Origin of the sequence: Agromyces sp. NPDC058064 (assembly GCF_042885275.1) — a bacterium.
Classification (GTDB): Bacteria; Actinomycetota; Actinomycetes; order Actinomycetales; family Microbacteriaceae; genus Agromyces.
Map to the genome: position 1 here is coordinate 202,746 of NZ_JBHVSE010000001.1, position 18,482 is coordinate 221,227.

General features: G+C 72.8%; 16 protein-coding genes. 2 read left to right on the plus strand and 14 right to left on the minus strand.

The features are described 5' to 3' along the window. Positions 1–84 precede the first annotated feature (84 nt). Together ACFVSL_RS00810 and ACFVSL_RS00815 are read left to right on the plus strand one after the other, a co-directional pair. Positions 85–2,262: an alpha-galactosidase gene (locus ACFVSL_RS00810; RefSeq protein ID WP_386937632.1), complete on the plus strand. Its 2,178-nt coding sequence runs from the start codon at positions 85–87 to the stop codon at positions 2,260–2,262. Continuing rightward, on the plus strand, positions 2,259–3,794 hold the full coding sequence (locus ACFVSL_RS00815) for a hypothetical protein (protein WP_386937634.1): 1,536 nt from the start codon (positions 2,259–2,261) through the stop codon (positions 3,792–3,794). Before ACFVSL_RS00810 ends, ACFVSL_RS00815 begins: the two co-directional genes overlap by 4 nt. Here ACFVSL_RS00815 and ACFVSL_RS00820 read toward each other — a convergent pair. The 14 genes from ACFVSL_RS00820 to ACFVSL_RS00885 all read right to left on the minus strand — a co-directional run bounded on the left by ACFVSL_RS00820 (position 3,742) and on the right by ACFVSL_RS00885 (position 18,440). Continuing rightward, positions 3,742–4,803 (minus strand): LacI family DNA-binding transcriptional regulator, encoded by a 1,062-nt coding sequence (locus tag ACFVSL_RS00820; RefSeq protein ID WP_386937635.1) that lies wholly within the window; start codon positions 4,801–4,803, stop codon positions 3,742–3,744. The genes ACFVSL_RS00815 and ACFVSL_RS00820 overlap by 53 nt on opposite strands. Before the next feature lie 58 nt (positions 4,804–4,861). Next, positions 4,862–5,332 carry an Lrp/AsnC family transcriptional regulator gene (locus ACFVSL_RS00825; protein WP_386937637.1) on the minus strand — a complete coding sequence of 157 codons (471 nt, stop codon included), beginning with the start codon at positions 5,330–5,332 and terminating at the stop codon, positions 4,862–4,864. A 146-nt stretch (positions 5,333–5,478) separates the two neighbouring features. Then, positions 5,479–6,270 (minus strand): ABC transporter ATP-binding protein, encoded by a 792-nt coding sequence (locus ACFVSL_RS00830; RefSeq protein WP_386937638.1) that lies wholly within the window; start codon positions 6,268–6,270, stop codon positions 5,479–5,481. Between the two features lie 14 nt (positions 6,271–6,284). Further along, positions 6,285–7,178 (minus strand): ABC transporter permease, encoded by an 894-nt coding sequence (locus tag ACFVSL_RS00835; protein ID WP_386937640.1) that lies wholly within the window; start codon positions 7,176–7,178, stop codon positions 6,285–6,287. A gap of 30 nt (positions 7,179–7,208) precedes the next feature. Then, positions 7,209–8,204, minus strand: coding sequence for an ABC transporter substrate-binding protein (locus ACFVSL_RS00840; protein WP_386937642.1), 996 nt, complete (start codon positions 8,202–8,204; stop codon positions 7,209–7,211). A 138-nt stretch (positions 8,205–8,342) separates the two neighbouring features. After that, complete coding sequence (hisC, locus tag ACFVSL_RS00845; protein WP_386937644.1) at positions 8,343–9,422, minus strand: histidinol-phosphate transaminase; 1,080 nt, start codon at positions 9,420–9,422, stop codon at positions 8,343–8,345. 194 nt (positions 9,423–9,616) lie between these two features. Continuing rightward, positions 9,617–10,396, minus strand: coding sequence for an alpha/beta fold hydrolase (locus ACFVSL_RS00850; protein WP_386937646.1), 780 nt, complete (start codon positions 10,394–10,396; stop codon positions 9,617–9,619). Next, positions 10,393–11,004, minus strand: coding sequence for an isochorismatase family protein (locus ACFVSL_RS00855; protein WP_386937647.1), 612 nt, complete (start codon positions 11,002–11,004; stop codon positions 10,393–10,395). The genes ACFVSL_RS00850 and ACFVSL_RS00855 overlap by 4 nt, the downstream gene beginning before the upstream one ends. Positions 11,005–11,081: 77 nt before the next feature. After that, entirely contained in the window at positions 11,082–12,542 is a 1,461-nt protein-coding gene (locus ACFVSL_RS00860) for a D-alanyl-D-alanine carboxypeptidase/D-alanyl-D-alanine-endopeptidase (RefSeq protein WP_386937649.1), read from the minus strand. A 100-nt stretch (positions 12,543–12,642) separates the two neighbouring features. Then, positions 12,643–13,875 carry an ABC transporter permease gene (locus tag ACFVSL_RS00865; protein WP_386939296.1) on the minus strand — a complete coding sequence of 411 codons (1,233 nt, stop codon included), beginning with the start codon at positions 13,873–13,875 and terminating at the stop codon, positions 12,643–12,645. 113 nt (positions 13,876–13,988) lie between these two features. After that, positions 13,989–14,666, minus strand: a complete 678-nt coding sequence (locus ACFVSL_RS00870; protein ID WP_386937651.1) for an ABC transporter ATP-binding protein — start codon at positions 14,664–14,666, stop codon at positions 13,989–13,991. Then, positions 14,663–16,309 (minus strand): hypothetical protein, encoded by a 1,647-nt coding sequence (locus ACFVSL_RS00875; protein ID WP_386937653.1) that lies wholly within the window; start codon positions 16,307–16,309, stop codon positions 14,663–14,665. The genes ACFVSL_RS00870 and ACFVSL_RS00875 overlap by 4 nt, the downstream gene beginning before the upstream one ends. Next, on the minus strand, positions 16,306–17,283 hold the full coding sequence (locus ACFVSL_RS00880; protein ID WP_386937654.1) for a hypothetical protein: 978 nt from the start codon (positions 17,281–17,283) through the stop codon (positions 16,306–16,308). The genes ACFVSL_RS00875 and ACFVSL_RS00880 overlap by 4 nt, the downstream gene beginning before the upstream one ends. Positions 17,284–17,453: 170 nt before the next feature. Next, positions 17,454–18,440: a Gfo/Idh/MocA family protein gene (locus tag ACFVSL_RS00885; protein WP_386937656.1), complete on the minus strand. Its 987-nt coding sequence runs from the start codon at positions 18,438–18,440 to the stop codon at positions 17,454–17,456. Between the last annotated feature and the right edge of the window lie 42 nt (positions 18,441–18,482).

Below are 18,482 nucleotides of genomic sequence, written 5' to 3' on the forward strand. Positions count from 1 at the left end.
TCGCGTCATCCGCGACGAAGGCGACAGTAACATATCATTCGTATATATGCAGCATAAGTTTGCAAGTTTGCAAAGGAGCACGCAGTGAACGCAGAACTTCACCACCTGCACGCCGCCGGGGTCAGCCTCGTCGTCGAGACCACGGCATCGACCCTGCCGGTGGTGCACTACTGGGGCGCCTCGCTCGGCGATCTCGACGACCGGGGGCTCGCGTCGATCGCCGAGCTCGCCCGAGGCATCCGGGTGGGCAACGAGCTCGACGTCCCGCCCGGAATCGGGGTCGTCACCGAGGCGCGGCAGGCCTGGATGGGCCCGCAGGGCCTCTCGGTGCATCGCGAGGACGGCACCGGCGCGTTCCCCGAGTTCGGCCGGGTGACCACCGAGCGCACGCGCGTCGACTCCCCCGTCGTCGCCGAGCGCCTCGTCTCGACCGCCACCGAGGCCGACGGCGGACTGGTGCTCGAGATCGAGCTCGAGATGCTCGTCTCCGGCCTCGTGCGCACCGCGGCGACGCTGCGGAACGAGGGGCCGGCCGGCTACCGGGTCGAAGGGCTCGACCTCGCCCTGCCCGTTCCCGGCCGCGCGAGCGAGCTGCTCGACTTCACCGGGCGCCACAACGGCGAACGGCGGCCCCAGCGTCACGAGCTCGTCGACGGCACCCACCTCCGCGAGGCCCGGCGCGGTCGCACCGGCCAGGATGCCGCGACGCTCCTCGTCGCCGGAACCCCCGGCTTCGACGTCGATCGCGGCGAGGTCTGGGCGATCCATGTCGGCTGGTCGGGCAACCAGCGCATGTGGGCGCACCGCTCGAACGGCGGGCGCACCGCCCTCGGCGGCGGCGAACTGCTCCTCCCCGGCGAGCTCGTCCTCGCCCCCGGCGACTCGTACCGCTCCCCCTGGCTCTCGGCGAGTCACGGCGACGGGCTCGACGCCGCATCCGCACGCATCCACCGCACGCTGCGGGCACGGCCCCGGCATCCCGCGGCCGGCCGGCCGGTCACCCTCAACACGTGGGAGGCCGTGTACTTCGACCACCGGCTCGAACCGCTCGTCGAGCTCGCCGGGCTCGCCGCCCGCGTCGGCGTCGAGCGCTTCGTCCTCGACGACGGCTGGTTCGGCGCCCGCCGTCACGACCGGGCAGGGCTCGGCGACTGGACGGTCTCGCACGAGGCGTGGCCCGACGGGCTCGGCCCGCTCGTGGACCGCGTGCGGGAGCTCGGCATGCAGTTCGGCATCTGGTTCGAGCCCGAGATGGTGAACCCCGACTCGGACCTCGCCCGTGAGCACCCCGAGTGGATCCTCGGCCCGCGGCACCGCGACGCCCCGCTCGCCCGCCAGCAGCTCGTGGTCAACGTGGGCCACCCCGATGCCTTCGCCCACCTCCTGGAGCGCATCGTCGACGTCGTCACCGCGCATCGCATCGACTACATCAAGTGGGATCACAACCGCGACCTCGTCGAACCAGTCGACCGTACGAACGGCCGCGCCGGCGTGCACGAGCAGACCCTCGCCGTCTACCGGCTCACGGACGCCGTACGGGAGGCCTGCCCGTGGCTCGAGATCGAGTCCTGCTCGGCGGGCGGCGGGCGGATCGACCTCGGCGTCGTCGAGCACGCCGACCGCTTCTGGACGAGCGACTCGAACGATCCGCTCGAGCGGCAGCGCATCCAGCGCTGGACGAGCCTGCTGATGCCCCCCGAGCTCCTCGGCGCGCACATCGGGCCCGCCACGGCGCACACCTCAGGGCGCACGAGTTCGCTCGCCTATCGCGCGATCACCGCGATGATCGGCAGCTTCGGCATCGAGTGGGACCTGCGCGAGGCCGGTGACGACGAGCTCGACGAGCTCGCGGCGTGGATCGACGAGTTCGTGCGCCTCCGGCCGCTCATCGAGCGGGGCGGCCTGCTCCGCCTCGAGACGCAGCCGGCGCTCGTCGCGCAGAGCGTGGTCTCCGACGACCGCCGGCACGCGATCGCCACGATCGCCTCGATCGACACGCCCTCGCACCTGCCCGGGCCGCACGTGCGGCTCCGCGGGCTCGACCCCGACGCGAGCTACCGGGTGCGACGCATCCGCCCCGACGGTGCCGTCGACGCCACCACCAGGCGGGCCCAGCCCGCGTGGTGGACCGACGGGGCCGTAGTCCCGGGCGTCGTGCTCATGGCGTCCGGGCTGCCGGCCCCCGCGCTCCGACCGCAGGAGGCCGGGCTCGTCGAGCTCGTCGCCGAGGGCGCCGAGGGTGCCGAGGGCGCCGTCCGATGAGCACGCTGCGCATCGAGACCGACGACGCGACGCTCGCGGAGGTGTTCGCGTGGGCGACGGACACCGCCCGCCGCTTCGTCGTCGAGGCGGGCACGACCGGACCGCTCGACGTCTCGGAGGCGACGCCGCCGCCGTACCGGCAGGCGGTCTACCGCCCGGGATATCACGCGGGATACGCCTTCCGCAGCGGCTACTACCTGCGCGACTTCGCGCACCAGGCGGTCGGCGCGCAGCTCCTCGGGCTCGGTCGCGAGAACCGCGCCATGCTCGACTCGTTCATCCGCACCGCCACGCCTGAGCACGGCGGCTGGCCGGTGTGGGCGCTGAACTTCGACGGCGTCACACCGCTCGCGATCGACTACCACGGCCCCGACCGCTTCGTCCGCGAGCTGCCGGCCGCGTTCGAGCTCGTCGAGCTCGTCCACGTGCTCTACCGGTGGACGGGCGACCGCACGCTCGGCGGGCACCGGGACCACTGGCGGCGCACGCTCGGCGAGTTCATCGCCGAGCGCGACGCGCTGCGCCCGAACGGCGTCGCCGAGGCGGGCGGGCCCGGGATCTTCGACGGCGCGGCGAGCTACAACGAGCGGCCGGGCTCGCACCTCCTCGAGGCCGGCGACGGCATCGGCGCTCAGTACGCCGCCCTGCGGCACGCCTCGGCCCTCGAGGCGGCGCTCGGCGAGGTCGCAGCCGAACGGGGCTTCGCCCTCGCCGCCGACGCGCTCGCCACCGAGTTCACCGAACGCTGGGGACGGGTGGAGAATGCCACGACGACGGATTCCGCCATCGGCGCCCCATCGGGCCGTTCGCCGTTCGAAGGGCTGGTGTCGGCGTGGCTCGCCGACGGCCGGCCGGTCGCCGAGTGGCTCCGCGAGGCCACCTGGTTCCTGCCCCTCAAGGGCCTGCTCGCCGAGGACGATGCGAGGTGCGCAGCGGTGCTCGACGAGGTCGACGCCGCGTGCCGCGACGACCGGGCGCCGAGCAACATCGAGGCCCTGAGCTACCTGCCCGATCTCTTCCTCCGCCACGGAAGGCCCGACGCCGCCTACGACTGGATGCGCGAGATCCACGCGCGCCGCGACGAGGCCCACGAGGTCCCGCAGCAGGGAGCGAACGGCGACTACCCCGAGCTTGCGTTCGCGCTCGTCGGCCAGATCGTCGCCGGGTTCCTCGGGCTCGAGCCCGACGCCGGAGCGCGGCGCATCGCGACGCGACCGGCGTTCCCCTCCGGGGTCCGCCGCCTGGTCGCGAGCGGTGTTCCGTTCGGGCGCGGCCATCTCGAGGTCGGCTGGGCCGAGGGCGAGGGCCACTGGCTCGAGAACCGCACCCCCGACGAGCTCCTCTGGAGCCCCCACCGCACCCGCGACCGGCGATTCCGCGACCCGCACCTCGCCGTCGCCGCGGGCGAGGGCGACGTCGTGCGGGTGCGGCCCGGCGAGCGGCGGACCGTCTCCGACGCCGCCGACCACGACCGGGAGGCTATCGCGGCGCGGGCCCGGTCGACTGGCGCAACCGCAGCTCGGGGTCGATGAGGACCTCGCCCGCCTGCACGCCGCGGTTCTGGATCATCGTGATCAAGGTCCGGACCGAGGTCTCGGCGAGGCTCTCGACGGGCTGGCGCACGGTCGTGAGCGGCGGATCGGTGAAGTCGAGCAGGTAGGAGTCGTCGTAGCCGATGACCGAGAGGTCCTTCGGCACCTCGAGGCCGCGACGGGTCGCCGCCCGCATCGCTCCGAGCGCCATGTCGTCGCTCGAGGCGACGATGGCGGTGACCCCGAGCGGCAGCAGCTCGTCGGCGGCGTGGCGGCCGCCGTCGACGCTGTAGTGATGCCGCACGACGTAGTCCTCCGCGTCGCTGAGGCCCCTGGCGTCCATCGCCTCGAGGAACCCCTCGACCCGGCGATCGGCCGGGGTGTTGCCGACGGGGCCCGCGCACATGCCGATCCGGCGGTGCCCGAGATCGTAGAGGTGCGAGACCGCGAGCTCGGCCGCCCGCCAGTCGTCGGTCGAGACCACGGGCGTCGCGCCCTCGGGGAACCCGCCGTTCACGCTCACATAGGGGATGCCGCGGCCCTCGAGGAGCTGCCGGGCCATGGGGTCGGCGTTGCGCAGCGTGTTGCTCGCCGACAGGAACACCGCCGCGGCGATGCCCGCGTCGAGCATCGGCTCGATGTAGTCGCGCTCGATCACCGAGCCCGGCACGACGGGGCAGACGAAGGCCCGCAGCCCGTGCGGCGTGAGCTCGCTCTCGATCGCCGTGACCATCGCGGCGAACACCGGCGTCTTCAGCCCGGGCACAAGGATCAGCACGATCTCGCCCTTGACCGGACGCTCGTAGCCGATCTGCTGCAGCGCGCGCTCGACCTGCTCGCGGGTCGCGGCCGAGACGCCGTACTTGCGGTTGAGCACCCGGCTCACCGTGGCCTCGCTGACTCCGGCGATCGCGGCGACCTCGGCCAGCCGCACCGTCCCGGCGGGAGAGCGTGTGCGGCGCCCGCCCGTCGTTCCGGCCGCGGCGGGGACTTCGGGCGTTCGACTCATGCGTCCATTCTGGACGACGACCCGTCGCCCCGCGCACCGCCGGGCCTGCGGCGCGCCCTCAGTCGGCGGGCGTCGCCTCGACGAGCGGGATGACGCGGTGCGGGATGGGCGTGTCGAGCACGACGAGCGTCGAGGTGCGCTCGATGCCGGGCACCCGCACCAGCAGGTCGACGACGCGCTGCAGGTCGAGGTTCGAGGCCGCGACGACCCGCACGAGCAGGTCGCTCCGGCCCGTGATCGTGTGCGCCTCGATCACCTCGGGGATGGCCCGCAGCTCGTCGGTCATCAGGTCGCTGCGCGAGCCCTGCGCGATCTCGATCTCGACGAAGGTCGTGACGGGGTAGCCGAGGGCCGCGGTGTCGATGTCGGGTCCGAACCCGGTGATCACGCCGAGCCGCTGCAGCCGGTCGAGGCGCGCCTGCACCGTGCCGCGGGCGACCCCGAGCCGGCGCGACGCCTCGTAGACGCCGATGCGCGGCTCGTCGGCGAAGAGCGCGACGAGTCGCGCGTCCAGTCGATCGATGGGCATCGGCACCTCCCCGGATTCCAGCCTACGCGGCCCTTCGGGGCCGGGCCGACGCCGTGGGGAAGGCGCCCGGGAAGGCGCCCGGGCGGGCGCGGAGGGCGGTCGGACGGCCCCGTCCGACCACCCTCCTGCGCGGGCGTCGACGCCGCTCAGCCGAGCATCGCGCGGTCGTCGAGCGCCGCGCCCTTGATCTTGGCGAACTCCGCGAGGAGGCCCTGGACCGTCATCTTCTGCTTCTCCGCCTCGGGAAGGTCGAGGATGATCCGGCCCTCGTGCATCATGATGAGCCGGTTGCCGACGCGGAGCGCCTGCTCCATGTTGTGCGTGACCATGAGGGTCGTCAGCCGGTCGCGCTCGACGACCGACTTGGTGAGGCGGGTGACGAGGTCGGCCCGCTGCGGGTCGAGGGCTGCGGTGTGCTCGTCGAGCAGCAGGATGCGCGGCTGCGTGAAGCTCGCCATGAGCAGCGACAGCGCCTGGCGCTGACCGCCCGAGAGGAGGCCGACGCGGGCCTTCAGGCGCTGCTCGAGGCCGAGCTCGAGTGCGACGAGCTCCTTCTGGAACCGTTCGCGCCGGGTCCGGGTCACGCCGAGGTGGAACCCGCGCCACTGGCCGCGACGGAACGCGAGCGCGAGGTTCTGCTCGATGGTGAGGTCGGGCGCCGTGCCGGCCATCGGGTCCTGGAAGACCCGGCCGATGTAGGCGGCCCGCTGGTAGTCCTTCATCCGCTTCACCGAGCGCTCGTCGATGAGGAGGTCGCCCGAGTCGACGGCGATCTTGCCCGCGATGATGTTCAGGAGCGTCGACTTGCCGGCGCCGTTCGAACCGATGACGGTGACGAAGTCGCCCTCGTCGAGGTGGAGCGACACGTCGTTCAGCGCGACGCGCTCGTTGACGGTGCCGGGGAAGAAGGTCTTCGTGACGTGATCGATGGTGAGCATGTTCGTCGCTCCTCTCAGGCCCTGACCGCGCGGCGGTTGAGCTGCCGGAAACTCGGGATCCGCTTGAGGAAGCCCCAGCGCGGCAGGAGCAGCGCGGCGACGACGAGCACGGCGGAGATGAGCTTCATGTCGTTCGGGTTGAGGCCCGCCGCGAGCGCGAAGAAGATCACGAGGCGGTAGATGATCGCGCCGACGAGCACCGCGAAGGTCGCGACCCACACGGAGCGCCCCGCGATGATCGCCTGGCCGATGATGACCGAGGCGAGGCCGACGAGGATGAGGCCGATGCCCATCGAGACGTCCGCGAAGCCCTGGTACTGCGCGACGAGCGCGCCGCAGAGCGCGACGAGCGCGTTCGAGATCGCGAGCGTGAGGATGGTCGTGAAGTGCGTGTTCACGCCGAAGGAGCGGATCATCTGCTCGTTGTTGCCGGTCGCCTGGATCGACAGGCCGAGGTCGGTCGAGAGGAACCAGTCGATGGCGAACTTCAGCACGAGCGCGAAGATCGCGAAGATGAGGATGCTCCACGGCCCGCCGAGCAGGCCGTTGTCGCGCAGCGGCGTCATCACGGTGTCCTCCCTGAGCAGTGGGAGGTTCGATTTGCCCATGATCCTGAGGTTGATCGACCACAGCGCGATCATGGTGAGGATGCCGGCGAGGAGGCCGTCGATGCGGCCCTTCGTATAGAGCACCCCGGTGACGATGCCGGCGACCGCCCCCGACGCCGCCCCTGCGAGGGTGGCGACGGGGGCGGGCACGCCCTGCACGATGAGCGACGCCGCGACGGCGGCGCCGGTGGTGAAGCTGCCGTCGACCGTGAGGTCGGGGAAGTTGAGCACGCGGAATGTGAGGTACACACCGAGCGCCATGATCCCGTAGAGCAGGCCGAGTTCGAGTGCGGCGTTCATGCAGGGCCTTCCGGATGTCCCGTGGGCGTCTTATTCGATGGTCTGGTCGGCGTCGGCGACCAGGTCTTCGGGGAGCGTGACGCCCTGGCGCTCGGCGGCGGCGGGGTTCACGATGAGCGACAGCTCGTCGAGCGTCTCGACGGGCATCTCGGCCGGGTCGGCGCCGTTCTCGAGGATCTCGATCGCCATCTTGCCGGTCTGGTAGCCGAGCTCGGTGTAGTCGATGCCGTAGGTGGCGATCGCGCCGCGCTCGACCTGGCCGCCCTCGGCGCCGAACAGCGGGATCTGCTTCTGCTCGGCGATCTGCACGACGGCCTCGAGGCCCTCGGTCACGCGGTTGTCGGTCGGGATGTAGATCGCGTCGACGTCGCCGAGCGACTCGGTGGCCTGCGCCACCTCGCTCGAGTTCGTGACGGTCGCCTCCTTGATCTCGAGACCGAGCTCCTCCGCGGCCTCCTTCGCGAGCTCGACCTGCACCTCGGAGTTCACCTCGCCCGAGCTGTACACGATGCCGACGGTCTTCGCGTCGGGCACGACCTGGGTGACGAGCTCGAGCTGCTGCTCGACCGGGTTGAGGTCGCTCGTGCCGGTGACGTTGCCGCCGGGCTTCTCCCAGCTGTCGACGAGGCCGGCCTCGGCGGGCTCGGTGACGGCGGTGAAGAGCACGGGGATGTCGGCGATCGACTGGGCCGCGGCCTGCGCGGTGGGCGTCGCGATGGCGAGCACGAGGTCGACGCCGTCGGTCTGGAACTTCGCGGCGATCGTCGTGGCCGTGGCCTGCTCGCCCTGCGCGTTCTGCTCGTCGAAGGTGATGTCCTCGCCCTCGACGTAGCCGGCGTCGGCGAAGGCCTGCTTGAAGCCCTCGCGGGTCGCGTCGAGCGCGGGGTGCTGCACGATCTGGCTGATGCCGATCGAGATGCTGTCGTCGGATGCTCCGGCGCTTGCGCCGTCCGATGCGCAGCCGGTGAGCGCGAGCGCTCCGGCCGCGAGCAGCGCCAGTCCGGTCAGCTTCGGGTGGGTTCTCATCGTCGGGATCCTCCTCAGGTCCGTGGTGCGGTGGTGCGGGGTTCCGGCGCGGGGCGCAGGTCTCGGGGGCGAGCACGGCCGCGGAGATGCGGCCGGCCCGGGTCGTGCGGGCGGTCGGTGGGTGCGACGCGCGAGAGGTCAGCCGGCGGGCACCGCGACCGGCGTGGTCGCGAGCGCCGCGGCCGCGGCGGCGAGGAAGCGGTCGTTCGCCTCGGGCGAGCCGACCGTCACGCGGATGCCCTCGCCGGCGAAGGCGCGGGCCACGACGCCGTGCTCGTGCAGCACGCCGTCGACGCGCTCGGTGTCGTCGCCGGTGCGGAGCCAGACGAAGTTGCCGAACGAGTCGACGAGCTGCCAGCCGCCGTCGCGGAGCGCGGCGGTGACGCGTGCGCGCTCGGCGACGATCTCGCGGATGCGCGCCTCGAGCTCCGACTCGGCATCGAGCGAGGCGATCGCCGCCCGCTGGGCGAGGTCGCTGACGGCGAACGGCACGCCCACGCGGCGGAGGTTCGCGGCGACCGCGGCCGGCGCGATCGCGTAGCCGACGCGCAGCCCGGCGAGTCCGTACGCCTTGGAGAACGTGTGCAGCACCGCGACGTTCGGGTGGCTGCGGAAGAACTCGAGCCCGTTCGCCGAACGGGGGTCGTCGTCGAAGTGCACGTAGGCCTCGTCGACGACGACGAGCACCTCGGCCGGCACCTTCGCGAGGAACGCGGTGAGCTCGTCGGCGGTCACCGTCGCCCCGGTCGGGTTGTTCGGGTTGCACACGAAGACGAGCCGGGTGCGAGGCGTGATCGCGGCGGCCATCGCGTCGAGGTCGTGGCGCTCGTCGGCCGTGAGCGGCACCGGCACGGGGGTGGCGCCCGCCACCTGCACGAGGATCGGGTACGCCTCGAAGGAGCGCCAGGCGAAGACCACCTCGTCGCCGTCGCCGGCGCTCGCATGGATGAGCTGGCTCGCGACCTCCACCGAACCGGCGCCGAGCGCGATCTCGGCGGGGTCGACGTCGTAGTGCTCGGCGAGCCGGCGGGTGAGCTCGGCGGCACCCAGGTCGGGGTAGCGCTGGATGGCGTCGAGTCCTGCGACGACCGCGTCGACGACGGAGGGCAGCGGCGGGAACGGGTTCTCGTTCGAGGAGAGCTTGACGGCACCCTGCGCGGCGGGCCGGCCCGGCTTGTAGGCGGGGAGTCGGCCGATGGCGTCGCGCTGGTGGATCATGTCCCTACTTCCTCGTGGGTCGTCACCACGGCGCCCGTCGCCGCTGACGATCGGCAGCCTAGGGATCACCACGAGGGGGCGGCAAAGCGACGATCGAGCACCCGACAAGGTGCTCGATCGTTGCGACACGATCCGATTCGAGCTGTACATGTTGTACAGCTCGCCGCTGGCACCCGGTGCGGGAGCCGGGCGGCCTACGCGCCCAGGAACCCGACCGCCGCGTCCTTGAACACCCGCGAGGTGAGCGTCGAGACGTGGTCTCGGCCGGGCACCGACACGAGGTCCACGCCCCAGTCGAGGGCGAGCTGCTGCACGCCGGCCGGCACCGGGTCGTTCTCGCCCGCGACGAAGAGCGTCGGGATCGTGCCGGGGATGCCGAGCGGGGCGCCGGAGACCCCCTCGACGACGGCGAGCAGCGCCTCGCGGTCGGCCCCCGCCTCGATCGCGGGGCGGAGCACCTGCTCGATGACCCGGTTCTCGCTCGGCCGGTCGTCGAGGAGCAGCGCGCGCACCTCGTCGATCGCCCACGAGGCGAACAGCTCGTTCGGCCCGGCCCCGCCGAGCACGACCCGGCGCAGCCGTTCGGGGGCGATCGCCGCGAGCGCGGAGACGACGCGGCATCCCATCGAGTAGCCGACGGCGTCGGCGACCGGCACGCCCGCCGAGTCGAGCACGGCGGCGAGGTCGGCGCCGAGCCGCAGCGGCGCGTAGTCGGCCGGGTCGACGGGCTTGTCGCTGTCGCCGTGGCCGCGCAGGTCGAGGGTCACGACCTCGCGACCGGCGTCGGTGAGCGCCTTCACCCAGCCGGTGCCCTCCCAGGTGATGCGGGCGTCCGAGGCGAAGCCGTGCACGAGCAGCACGGGCGGCTGGGAGGCGTCGCGGTTCGGGGCGCGGTGCACGCGGTAGCCGATGAGCACCCCGTCGGCGCTCTCGGCGTGCAGCAGCGGCGGGCGCGAGGCATCCGTCGCGATCATTCGGCGGCCCCGGATGCCTCGGCCACGACGCTCGACGTCACGATGAGCGCCCCGGCGTGGCCGAGCTCGGCCAGCGCCGCGGCCGACGACTCGGCCGCGACCCCAGCGACGAGGTCGGTCAGCACGCGCACGTGCTGCCCGTGCTCGAGTGCGTCGAGCCCGCTGGCCCGCACGCAGTAGTCGGTCGCGATGCCGACCACGTCGACGTCGGTGATGCCGTGGCGCCCGAGCACTTCGCTGATCGTGTCGCCCGCGTCGTCGGTGCCCTCGTAGATCGAGTACGCCGGCACGCCCTGCCCCTTGCGGATGTGCACGTCGACCTCGTCGACCGCGAGCGCGGGGTGGTACTCGGCGCCCACCGTGCCGGCGACGCAGTGCGCCGGCCAGGTGTCGACGTAGTCGGGCTCGGCATCGGTCGCGAAGTGGCCGCCGTTGTCCCCCTCCCCCGAATGCCAGTCGCGCGAGGCGACGACGAGCTCGTAGGCGTCGCGGTGCCGCGCGAGCAGCTCGCTCACCCCGGCGGCGACGGCGGCTCCGCCGTCGACTCCGAGTGCTCCCCCCTCGGTGAAGTCGTTCTGGACGTCGATGATGAACAGCGCGCGGGTCATGCCTCCATTGTCCCCCCGCGGGTGCGCGGGGCAACCCGGGCGGCTGCCGAGATCGCGGAGGCGGGCTCCGCGCCCGTTCACTGGTTCGAGAGGTTGTCGCCGCAGCGGTAGAAGGCGGTGGCGAGCGTGTCGATCGCGGTCTTCGCCTCGTCGGTCACGTCGCCGAGTGCGTAGATCGCGAAGGTGAGGTCGGTGCCGTCCTCGGCGCGGACGACGCCCGAGAGCGTGTAGCCCGAGTTGATCCAGCCCGTCTTCGCGATCACGCGCCCGTCGGCGACCGAGTTGTCGCCCCAGAACCGGTCGTCGTAGGCGAGCGAGCCGCGCTCGCCCGAGACCGGCAGCGAATCGAGCAGGTAGCCGAGGTTCGCCTCGCGCGCGTTGATCTTCACGAAGAGCCGGGTCAGGTACGAGGGCGGCACGGCGTTGTCGTCGGAGAGCCCCGAGCCGTCGACCACCACGACGCCGGTGGTGTCGACCCCGTAGGGGGCGAGGCCCTCGAGCACGCCCGCGTTGATCGCGGCGAAGTCGTTGCCCGAGCCCGTCTCGATCGCGACGAGCCGGGCGAGCATCTCGGCGACCGTGTTGTCCGAGACGACGAGCGCCTTGTCGACGAGCGCCGAGACCGGGGGCGAGAGCACCTGTCCGAGCTGCGTCGCGCCGGCCGGCGCCGTGCCGCGCTCGATGGTGCCGATGCCGCCGAGCTCGTCGGCGAAGGCCTGCCCCGCCCGGCCGATGGGATCGTCGCTGCGCCAGGAGGTGTTCGAGTAGGGGTCGTCGCGGTCGCCGTCGACCATGAGCGCCGTGATGTTCGACATGTAGCCGTCCTCGCGCTCGACGAGGTCCCAGCTCGGCTGCCACTCCTCGCCGCCGAAGTAGCCGGCGTCGAGGATGAGCTTCGTGATCGGCGGGTTCGCGGGGTCGGCAGCCCAGGCCTCCTGGACCTGACGCGCCAGCTCGTCGAGGTGCGCCGCTCCCGGGTAGGCCGTCTCGTCGCCCGACGGGGTGCGCGAGAGGGTGACGTCGCCGCCGCCGACGAGCACCACCGAGCCCGGCTCGGAGCCCTTGACGACCGTCGTGGCGGCCCGGTGATCCGGCCCGAGCACCGACAGCGCGGCCGCCGAGGTGAGCACCTTCATGACGCTGGCGGTGCGCGAGGGCGTGGTGCCGCCACGGTCGTAGAGCACCTCGCCGGTCGACGCCTTCATCACCTGCGCCTGCAGGTTCGCCAGTCGGGGGTCTGCGGCGGCCTCGGCGACCGAGCAGGTGCGCACGCGGCTCGCCGCCGCGGCCGTCTCGGGCACGGCGCGCGCCTCGGGCGTGGGGGTCGGCGTCTCGCTCGGCACGGCGACCGCGGCCGTCGGCTCGGGCGCGGAGGCGGCGCCGAGCGCCACGGCGCCGCCGCCGAGGAGCGCGAGGGCGAGCACGCCCCCGACGATCGCGAGCGGCAGTCGATGGCGCCTGATGAAGGCGAGCACGGATGCCCCGGCCCCGCCCCGCTCCTGCGGTGCGGCGCTCGTGGCATCCGTCTCATCGATCACGCGGGAATTGTACGCGTCCTCCCCCGATGCCCCGTTCAGGAACGGCGCGGATCCCGTGCGCGGCCTGGCGGCCGCCCCCGGCACCGGCTCCTCGACGCCGCTAGACGCCGGCCCGCAGCGCGGCGATCGGCTCGATGCGCGAGGCCTTGCGGGCCGGGTACGCGCCGGCGCCGAGCCCGACGACCGCGCCGAGGACGGCGGCGCCGAACACCATCGGCAGGTCGATGATCGGGGTCCACTGCTGCACGAGCGCGACCACGACCACCGCGAACACGCCGACCGCCGCGCCGATCAGCCCGCCGAGCAGGCCGATCACGACCGACTCCACCATGAACTGCCGTGCGATCTGCCGTCGCGTCGCGCCGAGCGCGCGCCGCAGGCCGATCTCGCCGGTGCGCTCCGACACCGAGAGCAGGGTCACGTTCGCGATGCCGAGTCCGCCCGCGAGCAGGGCGATCACCCCGAGGATGAGGAAGACCACGTTGATGTCGGCCTGCACGCTCTCCTGCAGCGAGGAGCCCGCGCGTGGCGCCTGCACGTCGAAGTTCTCGGGCGCGTTCGGGTCGAGCGCGATCGGCGCCTGCTTCGCGACGAGCGGGCCGGCACCGGCGTCGATGCGCAGCTGCAGCTCGTTCGCGCTGCGCAGGCCGAAGTCGGCCCTCGCCGTGCCGAGCGGCAGGATCACGGCGTCGAGCAGGTCGGCGCGGCGCTCCATGCCCTCGACGATGCCGATGACCGTGTACGGGCGTTCGCCGATGAAGATCGACGGCTGGCTGTCGACGCGGTTGATGCCGAGCTTCTCGGCGGCCCGCGCGCCGATCACCGCGACCCGGTCGGCACGGGCGTCGTGACCGTCGTCGAAGTAGCGCCCGGCGCTCACCTCGCCGCGCACGGCGTCGAGCAGTCCGGGCGAGGTGGCGAGCAGCGCAGGGCTCAGCACCTCGGGCGCGGAGGGATCGTTGATCGGCACGGCGGTGATCTGCAGCTCGCCGATCGGCACCTCGCCGATGAGCCCGGCGCGCTCGACGCCGTTCAGCCGCTCGACCCGCTCCGACGAGTCCCACGGCAGCGTCGTCGTCGCGACCTCGTCGCCGCCGGAGTTCGCGGTCTCGGGCTTCACGACCGCCTGCGTCGCGGCGACGGCGTCGAACTGGCGGCTGATCTGCCCCGCGGCCGTCTGCGCGAAGCCGATCGTGACCACGAGCGAGGCGATGCCGAGCACGGTGCCGAGGGTGGTCATCACGAGGCGGCCGGTGTGACCGCCGATGCCGTGGCTCACCTCGACGAGCAGGTCCTGGTTCGTGAACCGGTCGGCGCGGGCGATCGAGGGGATCTCGGCCCCGCCGGAGTCGCCGGCCGTCGCGCCGCCGTCGGTCGTGCCGTCGGCGACGTCGGCGGCGCCGCCGTCGGCCGCACCGCGCCGGAGGCGCCGCAGGATCGCCCGCGTCACAGCTCGCTCACCCGCCCGTCGGCGATGCGGATGCTCCGCCGCGCACGGTCGGCGACGTGCTGGTCGTGCGTGATGACGACGAGGCTCAGCCCGTCGGCGTTGAGCTCCTCGAAGAGGTCCATGACCTCGCCCGAGGTCTGCTGGTCGAGGTTGCCCGTCGGCTCGTCGGCGAGGATGAGCTCGGGCGAGGCCATCACGGCTCTGGCGACGGCGACGCGCTGGCGTTCACCGCCCGAGAGGGTCGTCGGCAGGAAGTCCATGCGGTGCGCGAGCCCGACCCGGTCGAGTGCGGCCTTCGCCCGGGGCATCCGCTCGCGTCTCGGCACCCCGCTGTAGAGGGTGGCGAGCAGCACGTTGTCGAGCACCGTGCGGCGGGGCAGCAGGTGGAAGGCCTGGAACACGAACCCGATGGTGCGCGCGCGGAGCCCCGCGCGCGCCTCCTCGTCGAGCGCCGCGGTGAGCACGCCGCCGAGCCGGTACTCGCCGACCGTCGGCCGGTCGAGCAGGCCGAGCACGTTGAGCAGGGTCGACTTGCCCGAGCCGCTCGGTCCGACGATCGAGAGGTAGTCGCCGCGCCCGATCGTCAGGTTGACGCCCTTCAGCGCCTGCACCTCGGGCGGGCCGGGGAACGAGCGGGTGACATCGATGAGCTCGACCACGGGGGTCGTGCTCATCGGCCCACCACGACGAGGTCGCCCTCGGCGATGTCGCCGGTGATCTCGACGAAGCCCTCGGCCGCGAGGCCGGTCTCGACCTCGACGAGACGGGTCTCCGAGCCCTCCTGCACCTCGACGCGCGACTCGCCGCCGGGCCCCGCCGTCAGCGCCGCGAGCGGCACTGCGAGCACCTCGCCCTCGGTCGCGCCGATCGAGATCTTCACGCGCACGTTCTGCCCGCGCAGCGCCTGCACCTGCGCGTCGGTGGGCTTCACCGGTGCGAGCACGACGTCGTAGCGGGGGCCGGACTCGGCGGCCTCGCCGCCCTCGGCCTTGCGGGGCTCGACGGAGGTGATCGTGGCCCCGAGCTCGGAGCCGTCGGGCATCGCGAGCGTCGCGACGTCGCCGGCCTTCAGCAGCTTCGCATCGCTCTCGGCGGCCGAGGCGTTGATCGCGAGCGTCGCCCCCGACACGAGCATCGCCGCGGACTGCACGATGCTGCCGCGCTCGACCATGACCTCGTCGACCCGGCGCGGCAGGTCCTGTAGGTAGAGCACCTCGCTCACCGGGAGGAAGGCGAGGGTGCCCGTCTCGGCCTCCTCGAGGAGCTCGTACGCGTCGGCGAGCTGCGAGCGCGCCGAGTCGAGCGCCGCCCGCTCGGCGCTCGCGTCGCGGGGCGCGAGCCCGGCGTCGCGCTCGACCCGGGCGAGCTTCACGGCGTCCTCGGCGTCGCCGATCGCGACGGGGTCGCCTCCGGCCTTCGCCGCCGCGAGCGCACGCTCGGCGGACCGCACGGCGTTGTCGAGCTGCACCCGCTCGACCGAGCTCGGCCCCGACCCGGCGGCGGCGAGCGCGCGCTCGGCGGAGGCGACCGCCTCCTCCGCGCCGGTCACCGACTCGCGGGCCGAGCGCACCGTGTCGGCGGTGCCCTCGGGCGCCTCGGGCAGCGGGTAGCCCACCCGGTCGTAGAGCGCGGCCACAGCGGCCGCGGTCGCCGAGTCGAAGGTGTCGGAGCCGACGTCGCCCGGGTCGATGCCGACGGCGCGCAGCGCCTGCTTGAGCTGCGTCACGTCGGGCCCCGAGAGTCCGGCGCGGAGCGTGCGGTACCCCGGGAGCTCCCCCGGCAGCACGATCACGGGTCGACCGGTGACCTCGAGGGCGATCGCCGCGGGCCCGAGCGCGGCGCCGACCTCGGGCACCCGTCCGGTGACGACGGCCGGGCCGCCGAGGTCGCCCGTCTCGAGCTTCACCTCGACCGAGTCGGCGAACGCCGCGTCACCGCGGATCGTGACGTCGTTCGAGAGCGCGCGCAGCTCGACCGGGACGGTGATGGGGCCGGCGTCGGGAGCCGCGGCGTCGGCGGCGGCCTGCCCCGGGGAGACGATCAGGAAGCTCAGGCCGACGCCCGCCACGAGCGAGGCGATGGCGACGGCCGCGAGGACCCAGAGCACGCGGTTGCCGCGGAGCACCCGCCGCCAGCCCTGCACCGCCGGGTCGACGGGTTCTGACGAGGTGGTCTCGGCCGGTTCGGATGCCCCGGGTGCGACGAGTGCGTCGAAGTCGCTGCCCGAGGCATCCGACGCGGCCTGCTCGCCGGAGACGCCGGTCTCGGCGGACTCGGCCGAATCGCCCGCCTCGGCCGCGCGACGCCTCCGGATCACTCCTCGCCCTTGCTGTACGCCGCGAGGAGCGCCTCGAGCTCGGACTTGTTGTCGTCGATGAACTGCTCCTCGAGCGCGAACTGCGCCTTCAGCTGGGTGTTCTGGTAGTCGAGCTTCTCGGCGCAGCGGAAGTCGGCGACGGCGATGTCGATCTCCTTCTGCTTGAGCTCGGCGAGCTGCTCCTCGCTCGGCCCCTCGGGGTTGTCGCCCTCCCAGAACGCGTTCTGCTCGTCCATGATCGTGGTCTGGGCGTCGTTGCGGGTCTTCAGGTCGGGGTACTCGGCGTCGGCCATGCACGCCGACCACTTCTCATCGAGCGCGACCATGTCGGGCTGCTTCGCGAGCCCCTCCCAGAGCGTTCCCATCGCCTCGGTGAGGTCGGAGAACTCCTCGTCCTCCCAATAGTTCTCGCCCTGGATCTCGTGCTGCGCCGCGCCCTCGCAGCCGGCCGTCTCCCAGTTGTACTCGTACGAACCGTCCTCGTTCAGCTCCTCCTCGGCGGGCGGCGCGCCGTACAGCGTGGCGTAGTACGCCTCCTGCTCGCTCGCCGAGAGCGACTCGACATACGGCTGGTTCGGGTCGACGAACTCCTCGGCCTCTGCCTGCTGGGCGTCCATCTCCGCCTGGGTCTGCACGAAGCCCCAGCCGTTCGCGGCGACCCACTCCTCGGTCTCGCGCTCGGCCATCTCCTCCTCGTCCATGAAGCCCATGTTCTGCGACTGGTCGACGGGGGTGTACTCGAAGCCCTCCTCCGCCATGCACTCGGCCTTGAACTCCTCGGCCTTCTTCTGCTCGGCGATGATCCGCTCCTCGTCCCACGAGCCGTTCACCGGCTCGAGGTACTTCGTGAGCGGGCTGTCCTCGTAGCTGAGCTTCTCCGCGCCGCCGGCGGGACCGCCGGCGCAGCCGGCGAGCGAGAGGATCGCGACCGCGGCGAGGGCGGTGAAGCCGAGGACGGGGCGACGTGCAGACACGGGGACTCCTTCGGGTCGGGGCGCAGGACCCCGCGTCGGACGCTCGCTCGAGCGGGTCTCGTACGCGTCGGCAGGGCGGCGCTCCGGCGAGCCTATCCGCGCGCCGGAGCGCCGCACCATCCGTCCAGAGGATGATTCGGGGTCGGATCAGGGTGATCCCCGATCGGCGCCTACTCGCCGGGGTAGCGCAGCCCGATCTGCTCTCGGATGAGGTCGAGCGTCTCCATGATCGCGACGCTCTGGCGCGTCGGCAGGATGTCGCCGCCGTCGGTGCGCCCGTCGGCGACGAGCCGCTCGAGCGCGGCCGCCTGGTAGTGCATGCCGCGGCCGTTCACCTCGGAGACGTACTCCTCGACGACCTCGCCGTCGGGACGCACGAGGCGGAAGGTCGTCGGCGCGTACCAGATCGGGTCGATCTCGATGCGCGCCTCGGTGCCGAGCACCATCGCGGTGTTGGGCCCGCGCGTGTTCGACGCCGAGAGCGTCGATGCGATGCGCCCGTCGCCGTAGGTGAAGATCGTCGCGACCTGCGCGTCGGCCCCCGTCGGCTTGAACGTCGCCGAGGAGCTGACCGTCGCGGGCGCGCCGAAGAGGTCCCAGGCGAACGAGATCGGGTAGATGCCGAGGTCGAGGAGGGCCCCGCCGCCGAGCTCGAGCGCGTTGAGCCGGTGGGCCGGGTCTTCCGGCAGCAGCTGCGTGTGGTCGGCGATGAGCGTGCGCGGCTCGCCGATCGCCCCCGCGGCGACGAGCTCTCGGATCCGCACCATGTGCGGGAGGTACCTGGTCCACATGGCCTCGAGCGCGACGAGCCCCCGGGCCTCGGCGACCTCCGCGATCTGCCGGGCCTCGCGGGCGTTGAGCGTGAACGCCTTCTCGACGAGCACGTGCTTGCCCGCCTCGAGCGCGAGCGTCGCGTTGGCCGCGTGCATCGGGTGCGGCGTCGCGACGTAGACGACGTCGACCTCGGGGTCGGCGACGAGCGACTCGTAGCTGCCGTGCACGCGCGGGATGCCGAACTCCTCGGCGAAGCGTGCGGCGGAGGCCTCGTTGCGCGAGCCGACCGCCCGCACGTCGAAGCCGTTGAGCTTCAGGTCGTTGACGAAGAGGCGGGCGATGCCGCCGGTCGCGAGGATGCCCCAGCGCAGAGATTCGGTCATCCGGCCAGAATACGGCGAGTTCGGCCCTCACCGCCCCACCCC

Excerpts from the sequence above, each read along its gene's own strand:
- ACFVSL_RS00815 (WP_386937634.1), top strand. The coding sequence starts at position 2,259 with ATGAGCACGCTGCGCATCGAGACCGACGACGCGACGCTCGCGGAGGTG.
- ACFVSL_RS00820 (WP_386937635.1), bottom strand. The coding sequence starts at position 4,803 with ATGAGTCGAACGCCCGAAGTCCCCGCCGCGGCCGGAACGACGGGCGGG.
- ACFVSL_RS00825 (WP_386937637.1), bottom strand. The coding sequence starts at position 5,332 with ATGCCCATCGATCGACTGGACGCGCGACTCGTCGCGCTCTTCGCCGAC.
- ACFVSL_RS00830 (WP_386937638.1), bottom strand. The coding sequence starts at position 6,270 with ATGCTCACCATCGATCACGTCACGAAGACCTTCTTCCCCGGCACCGTC.
- ACFVSL_RS00835 (WP_386937640.1), bottom strand. The coding sequence starts at position 7,178 with ATGAACGCCGCACTCGAACTCGGCCTGCTCTACGGGATCATGGCGCTC.
- ACFVSL_RS00840 (WP_386937642.1), bottom strand. The coding sequence starts at position 8,204 with ATGAGAACCCACCCGAAGCTGACCGGACTGGCGCTGCTCGCGGCCGGA.
- hisC (WP_386937644.1), bottom strand. The coding sequence starts at position 9,422 with ATGATCCACCAGCGCGACGCCATCGGCCGACTCCCCGCCTACAAGCCG.
- ACFVSL_RS00850 (WP_386937646.1), bottom strand. The coding sequence starts at position 10,396 with ATGATCGCGACGGATGCCTCGCGCCCGCCGCTGCTGCACGCCGAGAGC.
- ACFVSL_RS00855 (WP_386937647.1), bottom strand. The coding sequence starts at position 11,004 with ATGACCCGCGCGCTGTTCATCATCGACGTCCAGAACGACTTCACCGAG.
- ACFVSL_RS00870 (WP_386937651.1), bottom strand. The coding sequence starts at position 14,666 with ATGAGCACGACCCCCGTGGTCGAGCTCATCGATGTCACCCGCTCGTTC.
- ACFVSL_RS00885 (WP_386937656.1), bottom strand. The coding sequence starts at position 18,440 with ATGACCGAATCTCTGCGCTGGGGCATCCTCGCGACCGGCGGCATCGCC.